This is a genomic window from Desmonostoc vinosum, assembly GCF_059505385.1.
The window spans coordinates 1-8653 of record NZ_JCACKM010000223.1 but is presented as its reverse complement, the minus strand read 5'-3'; the positions used below and the strand labels follow the sequence as shown (position 1 = coordinate 8653).

The following is an 8653-nucleotide window of genomic DNA, read 5'->3' as shown; positions in this document are numbered from 1 at the left end:
GCTAGGTGCTTTCCTCAGCTTATCTGCTTTGTATACCAATTAGATAGCTAGGGGTGGAGAGTTGATCATTAATGCAGGTCGTAGTGTTGAATTAAGTGGGTTTAATCCCATCCTCTCCTCACCAAGTCAAGTTGCCGTAGGGGCTTATAATTCTGGAAATTCCAGCGATTTAAAGATCACCTCACCTGAAATCAGATTATACAACGGAGGACTTATTGCTTCTTATACTTTTTCTAGTGGTGATGCTGGAAATGTTACGATCAATGCCCCAAATTCTATAGATATTACAATACCTGTGGGAGATTTATCTTACAATATTCCATCTGGTATATCATCCTATGCAGTACCTCCTCCTGCACCAATACAACAAGCATTGGGACTATCTTCAAAGTTAAGTGGAGCATCTGGGAACATAAGAATCAAAACTGGACAATTATCTTTATTTAAAAGCTCAATCACTGTAGGTAATTTAGGTACAGGAACAGCAGGGAGCGTGGATATTGATGCAAACATAGTTTCTTTGCAGAATAATTCTTACATTGACGCTGGGACTGCACTTGGAAATGGAGGAAATATTTCTTTACACGCTAACTATGTGCAATTACTAGGTGGCAGCACTATTAGTGCTAATATCATCAATCCGCTAGCAACAGTGCGTCTTTTAGATATCGACACTCCTTACACTTTTCCTTTTAGTGGAATTGGCGATGGTGGCAACATCAACATTAACACAATATTCCTAACTGGCTCAGGAAGTAGTAGCATTACAGCCAACGCATTTGAGGGACGTGGCGGTAACATTCGGATCAATACTCGCGGATTATTTTTCTCTTCCGACAGCTTTATTACCGCAAGTTCGCAATTAGGAGTTAACGGTACAGTTGATATCAAATTTAACAATCAAGATCCTACTCGCGGTATTACGACAGTCCCCAAAATAGCTCAAGAATCCCCTAAGATGGCTTCAGGTTGCGCTGCACAATCAAGCACAGGGAGAGACATACTGGTTGTACGTGGTAAGGATAGTCCACCTCCTGACTCTGACGAGCATATAGATAGTCAACCTATCTGGCAGAGGGATTTTGTTTCAGTTGAGTTCACCGACCCTACAGCCAAATTACAATCGTCAGCCATCAAAGAAACTACAAAAATTGTAGAAGCTCAAGGATGGGTTATAGATGAAGAAGGAAACGTTGAATTAGTTGCAACAATACCTAATCAAGTGTCCCACAATAATTTTTTAGCTGCTAGTTCGTGTTCTTCAGTCAGTTCTGTAGCAGAAGTGTTCCCATCTTTTAAAGCAAAGTAGAGCAATGATCAAATGGAAATATTGGCTAAAATACGTTTTTTTAGGCGCTTTAACTTTATCAATAGTTCTGAGTCAATCATCTTTGTTGCTGACTCAGACTGCTAAAAAACAAACCACACTACAGCAAGCTGAATCATTGACCCAAATAGGCAAAAGACAATTAAATCAAGGTCAAGCAGCAGAGGCTCTTGAGAGTTGGCAACAAGCCACAAGAATTTACCGTCAAATCAAAGATACCGAAGGCGTTAGCGGGAGCTTAATTAATCAAAATTTCGCCTTCCAAAAATTAGGTTTACACTCTCAAGCTTGTAAAACACTTTTAGAAGCTCTAAAGCTAAAGAGTTGGATCTGTGACCCAATACCAGTAGAATCTACCGAACACGACAAGTCGGAACTAATAACAGCAATCAAAAAACTGAAATTAACACCAATAAATTTGTTGGGATTACAAAATTTGGGACAAGTCCTACGCCTAGTTAATAAGCTAGATGAATCTGAACTAGTTTTGCAACAGACGCTATTACTAACTCAGCAAATGTCTTTACAAAACATTAGCAATGATGTTTTGCTATCGTTGGGCAACACGAAACAGTCCACCTATAAAAGAGCGCGGGATGAGTACAAGTGGATAGAGGAGCCACTTTTTAGAGAAACGATTGTAGATTTTATTCCACAGAAGGCGCAGGAATCACTTAATGCGTATCAACTTTTGGAGAACAAGGCAAGCGCCCCTGCAACAGTAAAACTACAAGCACAACTGAACCGTTTAAACTTGTTACTAGACTTTGACGAATGGCTTACAGATAGTTCCAAATCGCCAGATGTTCAGGTAAAAATTAATCAGCAAATTCAGCCCTTAGCAAATCTTATACTGCAAAACCCTTCAGCATTTTCTCAACTATCGCCTGAGCAATCCATTCAAGCTCAACTTAAATTTGCTAAGAGTCTAAGTAAGACTCAAAATAAATCATTGCAATCAGCAGCTATTGAGTATGCTACATCTGCCCTAGAAACAGCTAAAAGTATTAACAGCCAAAAGCTAGAATCTAAAAGCTTAGGTGCTTTAGGTCAGTTAGAGCCAGAGAAATCGCAAATGTATTTTGAACAAGCTTTAAGCTTAGCTCAGTCAATTAATGATGTAGATATGACCTATGAATGGCAACGACAATTAGCTGATTTGTACCAAAAACAAGGCAAATATCAAGCAGCAGTTCATATTTACGGTACGGCACTTGATAGCGTTACACAAATTCGTAACAATCTCTTTGCTAGCAATTCTGATGCACAGTTTTTCTATTACGAAAAAGTAGAGCCTGTGTATCGCAATTACATGCGATTGCTAATAGCAAAACAGTATCCTAATTTTGAGCGTCAAGTCATAGAAACTAATCAACAACTTCAATTGGCACAATTAGAAGATTACCTCAAGTGTGGCAAGCTTGATCTTGTTGCTTTAGATAAAATTGATAATCTTGCTGGTGCTTCAGCAATTATTCACATTATCGATTTGGATGATACTATAGAGGTATTTGCTCAATTCCCAGATTCTTCTATTCATCATCATTCTGCTAATTCTAAACTAGTTAAATATCATGTTACTGCTCTGTTAAGTATCTTACAAAACAAAGAGCTTCTTTCCAACGGCAACGCTCTTATTCCTAAACATTCTCAAGTACTTTATAAACAGCTAATTGAACCTCTCAAAAAATCTTTGCCTTCAAGTGGAACTTTAGTATTTGTTCCAGATAAATCTTTTCAAAGTTTACCAATGGCTATACTACACGATGGAAAAGATTATTTATTTCAGCACTATAGCTCCTCAGAAACTTTAGGATCTAGAATTCGCCAACCTCAAACTTTATCTCAAAAACATTCAAATGCCCTAATTGGCGGAATTTCCACATTTGCTCCTAGCTTTAATGATCCTGATGCTCTTAAAGGGCTAAAACCTTTACCTGATGTAGAAGCGGAGATAGCAGATGTCAAAAAGCAAGTCAATTCTTCAATTGATTTACTCAATAAAGAATTCAATACTGAAAAGTTTATCCAAGAACTAAGTAAAAAAGACTTCAATATTCTTCACTTAACAACACACGCTCAATTTAGTTCTATTCGCAGAAGAACTGGATTTTTAACTTGGAATGAGTTAGTTAATATTAGCCAAATCGGCACTTTGCTAAAAAGTCAAGCTCAAATCCATCAAGATGCAATCGAATTATTAGTACTCAGTGCGTGTCAGACAGCTAAAGGCAATAAAATGTCAGCACTTGGGATTGCTGGTGTCGCAGCACAAGCGGGTGCGAGAAGTATAGTAGCTACTCTGTGGTTAGTAGATTCTAAGTCTAACGTTATTTTCATGAATGAATTTTACAAAAATCTCAACAAAGGTATTCCGAAAGCAGAGGCTTTAAGACTTGCACAAATCAGCTTAATAAATATTCCTGAGTACAATAACCCTTATCACTGGGCCCCTTATCTACTCGTAGGGAGTTGGTTGTAATAGTCTACTATCTTCAATCCTTCTTGTACCTTCCTTAACTCAATTGGATTGTTATTAGTTTTCAATAACTCAGATGCTCTTAAATATTGACGCTGAGCTTGGTCTAGTACACCTGCCTGAAAATAGCGATCGCCCAACAATCTATAAATAGTTGGATTCTTAGTATCTGCTACAACAACGCTGTTTAACTGTTCAATTGTTTCGTCTAAAAGATCTCTTGACATAAATACAGCATCCAAGTCAAGAGCAGCTTCATCTCGGGGAAGTTTTAATTTACTAATTTGCTCTACTGCATCTTTAATTTGTGCAACCTCATCCTCTGGTAACAGAGAAATTACTGATGGTTCTCCACCAGTAACTTTGTCATCCTTATAGGCGAAGACAAAAATTTGACAAACTTGTCCAAATGACAGAGCTTTTTCTTCCGGCGGATAAGCCAATCTCGTTTGATTTGTAACTCTTTCCCAGCTAAAATCATAACAATCAAACCTCACTTTATAAGAAGTAACACCGACAACAGGACGCCAAACTATTTCTGGACGTGGTTTTAATGTTGGCATAGTATAAGGATAAATGATTGTCGGCTCATCGTTTTCTCCTACTCCACCTTTTGGGGTATTTGGGCAGAAGTTTCCATTACTTGTGTAACAAGCAGACTTAGATAAATCAGGCTTTGCACATACACTAGAAGAAACAACTCCACTAGATAAATCTAAAATTTTCCCTGTACTAAAACAGAAAAATTTAATCTTACCACCATTTAAAAGTTCTATTTTTTCTCCATCACAAACCAAGCTTCCTGCTTGAAGGCGTTTATCACCCGGAGATATTACTCTTCCGCTTGGCTCACAACGAACTTGATTTCTTTTAGTTCTAACTAACGGCACACCTGCCAGCAATAAAGTATCTTTTATGAGTAAAAAACTCAAGCAGAACCCTGTCAAAAATTTTATATTGTTTTTCACTACTTTCAATATAAATAACCTGCTTATATCTAGTTATTATTGCATAAACTCAGTAAGTATTTTCGGCTTTATGTAAAGTTTTATTGGTGATAAATATCTGATAAATTTGTTTAGAGAATGCTATTTTTTAAGTATGCGGTTTAGTAACTCTTGTCTCCAGTCGAAAACCTCTGGTAAAGTAGACTTGGCTAACATACAAACTTCTATATAAATTCTGGCAGTCTCTTCTTCACCTAAAGCTTCTTCAACTTGAGATAACAAGCAGTAAGCATCTGTTCTCTGACTATCTAAATTGACTGCTTTCTCTAAATATTTCTTAGCCTCGTTTAACTGATTCTGCTTTAATCTTGCCCAGCCTAAGTCCTTATACAGTGCTGCTTGAATTTCGGGGTCTTTAGTTTTTTTTAAGCCTTGTAAGGCTAGAGTAACTGCTGCCTCATGTTCGTTATTTAAATTTTTCAATCTTGATAAAGCGGCGACAGCAAGTACCGCTTTATCACTTCCTTGAATAGCTAATCTATATTGTTTCTCAGCCAAATCATACTTCTGCTGATTTTCATAAAAACGTCCTAACCCATAATGCGATTCCCAACTATTCGGTCTAAGCTTAAAAGCTTTTTCATAGTTTTCAGCCACACACTTAGTATCTCGCAAATCTTGACAAACTAATGCTAGATTATTATGTGCAGATGAATCTTTTGGATTGTATTTAATTGTCTGCTCAAAATATTTTCTAGCTATTTGAGGATTATTTATATTTCTCGAAGCTTTATTAAAGTAAAATTCTGCAATACTAAGTTTTAATTGAGGATTGATTTTTATGGCCCAGTTGAAAAGCTCTTGCGCTCTCTGAGAATTATTTGCTGCTTCTAGCTTCTGTCCTTGGGCTACTAGGTGGTTTGTTATTAGAGGTAGTGAGAGAAAGAAAGTTCCAACAACTCCTAAACCCACTAATGCAATTTTGCTATACTTAAATACTTTAGAATGAGTGAACTTATAATTTTTAATTTGCTGAGGCAGCTTTTCTAAGCGTTGCAAAATTACTTCTGTCGTTTGCGGCCTCTGCCCTGGTAAAGGGGATGTCAGCTCATCGATAAAATTAGCAAATGGCTTGTCAATCTGCGGGGCTTTATCTCTCCAAACCAGCTTTCCTGTCTTGTCATTTATTGGCAGATTAATCAGCTGAACACCAGTAATTAAATTTATAAGCGTACACCCCAAGGCATAAAAATCTGATTGAGGTACTGCTCTACCATTAATTTGTTCCGTTGGAGTATAACAAGGTGTGACGACAGATGTAATTTCATATCGTCCTCCCCTACCTGTACTTGTCCCCCCACTTCCACTGACTTTTGCTAAATAAGTGTCTGTAACTTGCCGCGCTACACCAAAATCAATTAATGCCAGTTGGCCACTTGGCTGAAGAATTATATTAGAAGGCTTAATATCTCTATGAAAAAAATTAGAGCGGTGTACTACATGTAGAACTTCAGCTAACTGTTTGAGCCATTCCAATGCTAGAGATTGAGAAATTCGCCCATTAGATTCTAACCATTGCTCCAGATTTTGTCCTTCAAATCTATCCATTACTAAGCAGCGTAGTTGCAAAGGACTATTGTTAGGAGCAAAAGGAAAAAAATCATCTGGCGTACTTCTAGGAATGCTTGGATGTCGAATTAGTTGTAGGGTAAAGGATTCACGCTCGATTAGCTCGCGCAGCTTTGGTGAGTTCCATTTTAGAACTTTCATGACTCGCTGCTTACGTACAGGACTCCACTGAGTTCCTGTGTCATCTACTTCAAAAACGTCAAAATAATTGTACGGGTTATCACTAAGAGGTTTCAACGGCTTAATTAGCCGGATACGGTCATTAATCAGCAGGGAAGTACCACATGCTAAACAAGCTTCCACGTTATCGGGATTCTGCCGTTGGCTACAAAGAGGATTAATACAATAACTCACCAAACCTCCTTGCCTTGAAGATTTTAGAGATTATGCATAAAGAGTTGTAAATAAGCGAACAGGTGTATGATTTATTGCTAGATTCCTCCAGTTTACTTAGAAAAAATTTTAGTAACACTATTAGAAATTTATATGTTACTTTTTTGCAAAAAGAGATATTTACAAGTAGAATAAACAAGGTAATATTAGTGTAATCCGAGACGCTCTCGAAGCAATCATAATCTATACAAGGTTCTTTACAGATGCCTTTTAACCCCAAGGTACTAGCAAGCTATGGATTTTAGTGCTACTCAGAGACTTAATTCACCTACTCTCTCTTCTGTTTTATCAAAAGAACGAGAGTTTACAGGGTATGGGGCTTCAAGAGCAGTAACTTTTGAAGAAGCTCTGGTCGTAGTAAATGATTCAGTATTTACCAAAAAGGGGAAATATTTGTCTGAGGCAGAAATTATTGTTTTAAAGGGAGCATGGAACAATGATGATTATGAGGAGATGGCATCTGACTCTCCGTATAGTCTTAACTATTTGCAAAGACGCATAGCTCCTCATTTGTGGGATCTGCTTTCTGAAACTCTTGGAAACGGGGAACGCGTTAGCAAGAAGAAGCTACGACATATTTTGTTAGAGGAAGTTGCTAAAAAGTATCCTCAGTTAACCTCAATTCGAGAGCTAGCACCTGTAGATAATCACTTAATAAAAGTTTTAGGAGGCCAACTTCCTGACATATCTAGTTTTTACGGACGGACACAGGAAGTGACCTTTTTAAAAGAGCTAGTGAACAACCAACGCTGTATAGCATTAACAGGAGTTGCAGGTATCGGTAAAAGTGCATTAGCGGCAAAGCTAATATTAGAGCTTGGCATAGCAGATCAACCTCGTTTTGATTATTTCATTTGGAAATCTGTGTCTCACGCACCGCTACTTCAAGACTTAATAGCCGATCTCATAGAACTAGTACAACCCATTGAGTCGCGCTCAGGTAAGCCTGAGTACACTCAAGCAATGATTACAATGCTGCTCAAGCAACTGCAATTACATCGATGCTTAATAGTATTGGATGAATCGGAAGCTTTGTTTCAGATGAGTAATTCAGAACAAAGGCTGGATTATAAATTATTTTTCCGGCGTTTAGTAGAGGAACAACATCAAAGCTGCTTACTGTTAACTAGTCGAACTTGGCCTAATGAATTTGATGCTTTAATAGAAGCTGATCGACCTATTGAACACTTTAGGATTGAAGGCTTGGATCAAGATGCGGCAATGCAGTTCTTGTATACTTTGGGATTAGATAATCAGGACAATTGCTGCACTCAATTAATTAAAATCTACCGTGGTAATCCCTCAGAACTCAAATTTCTAGCTAATCGAATTCATCGCTTTTTTGCTAGTAGTGCAAAGATGTTTTTTAAAAACCAAACTACATTTCTTAGTATTAGGTTTCAAGAAATGCTAAATGAATTCTTTGGTGAAGAGTTGACCAAAATTCAACGGCAAATCATGATTTTTTTAGCAGAAAGAATAGCTTTGAACTCAGAGTTTACTGATTTTGATTTTTTATTGATTGGACTAAATGAAAGTAGAGAAGCATGTATATCAACTTCTGATTTAATAATAGCTTTAGAAAACCTTGAAAAGCAGTCGTTAGTTGAAACTTTTCAAGATCCAACTACAAAAAAAATTAGTTTTACTCTTCAGCCAGTAATTAAAAAGTACATTGAGAAAGATCCTCAAGGATTGGTACATGTACCTGATACTTCATCCAATTTAGTGATCGCATCTTAGCAGAGGTATCGATGATTGCAGGAAAATTAGAATTAACAATCAAAATCAACGAACTGCCCCAGGCTAAGGCCATAGAGAATGGTTGGCAACAATTTGAAATTGACTGTGATGGTCGCATCATCTCAATTACAGTCA

Annotated in this window: 5 protein-coding genes; 3 read left to right on the top strand and 2 right to left on the bottom strand. The window is 37.4% G+C overall.

Going from position 1 to position 8653, the window contains the following annotated elements; translation table 11 throughout:
- The first annotated feature begins 61 nt into the window (after positions 1-61).
- On the top strand, positions 62-1309 hold the full coding sequence (locus tag AC5JMF_RS25945) for a hypothetical protein (protein ID WP_495798586.1): 1248 nt from the start codon (positions 62-64) through the stop codon (positions 1307-1309).
- A 4-nt stretch (positions 1310-1313) separates the two neighbouring features.
- Positions 1314-3809, top strand: coding sequence for a CHAT domain-containing protein (locus AC5JMF_RS25940; RefSeq protein WP_495798585.1), 2496 nt, complete (start codon positions 1314-1316; stop codon positions 3807-3809).
- Here the strand turns inward: AC5JMF_RS25940 and AC5JMF_RS25935 are convergent.
- Both AC5JMF_RS25935 and AC5JMF_RS25930 read right to left on the bottom strand, forming a co-directional pair.
- Positions 3782-4783 (bottom strand): tetratricopeptide repeat protein, encoded by a 1002-nt coding sequence (locus AC5JMF_RS25935; protein ID WP_495798584.1) that lies wholly within the window; start codon positions 4781-4783, stop codon positions 3782-3784. The two genes, AC5JMF_RS25940 and AC5JMF_RS25935, sit on opposite strands and share 28 nt — an antisense overlap.
- A gap of 111 nt (positions 4784-4894) precedes the next feature.
- A complete protein-coding gene (locus AC5JMF_RS25930; protein ID WP_495798583.1) occupies positions 4895-6736 on the bottom strand; it encodes a protein kinase domain-containing protein in 1842 nt (613 codons plus the stop codon).
- Between the two features lie 273 nt (positions 6737-7009).
- Between AC5JMF_RS25930 and AC5JMF_RS25925 the strand changes: the two genes are divergently transcribed.
- A complete protein-coding gene (locus AC5JMF_RS25925) occupies positions 7010-8518 on the top strand; it encodes a helix-turn-helix domain-containing protein (RefSeq protein WP_495798582.1) in 1509 nt (502 codons plus the stop codon).
- Positions 8519-8653 lie beyond the last annotated feature (135 nt).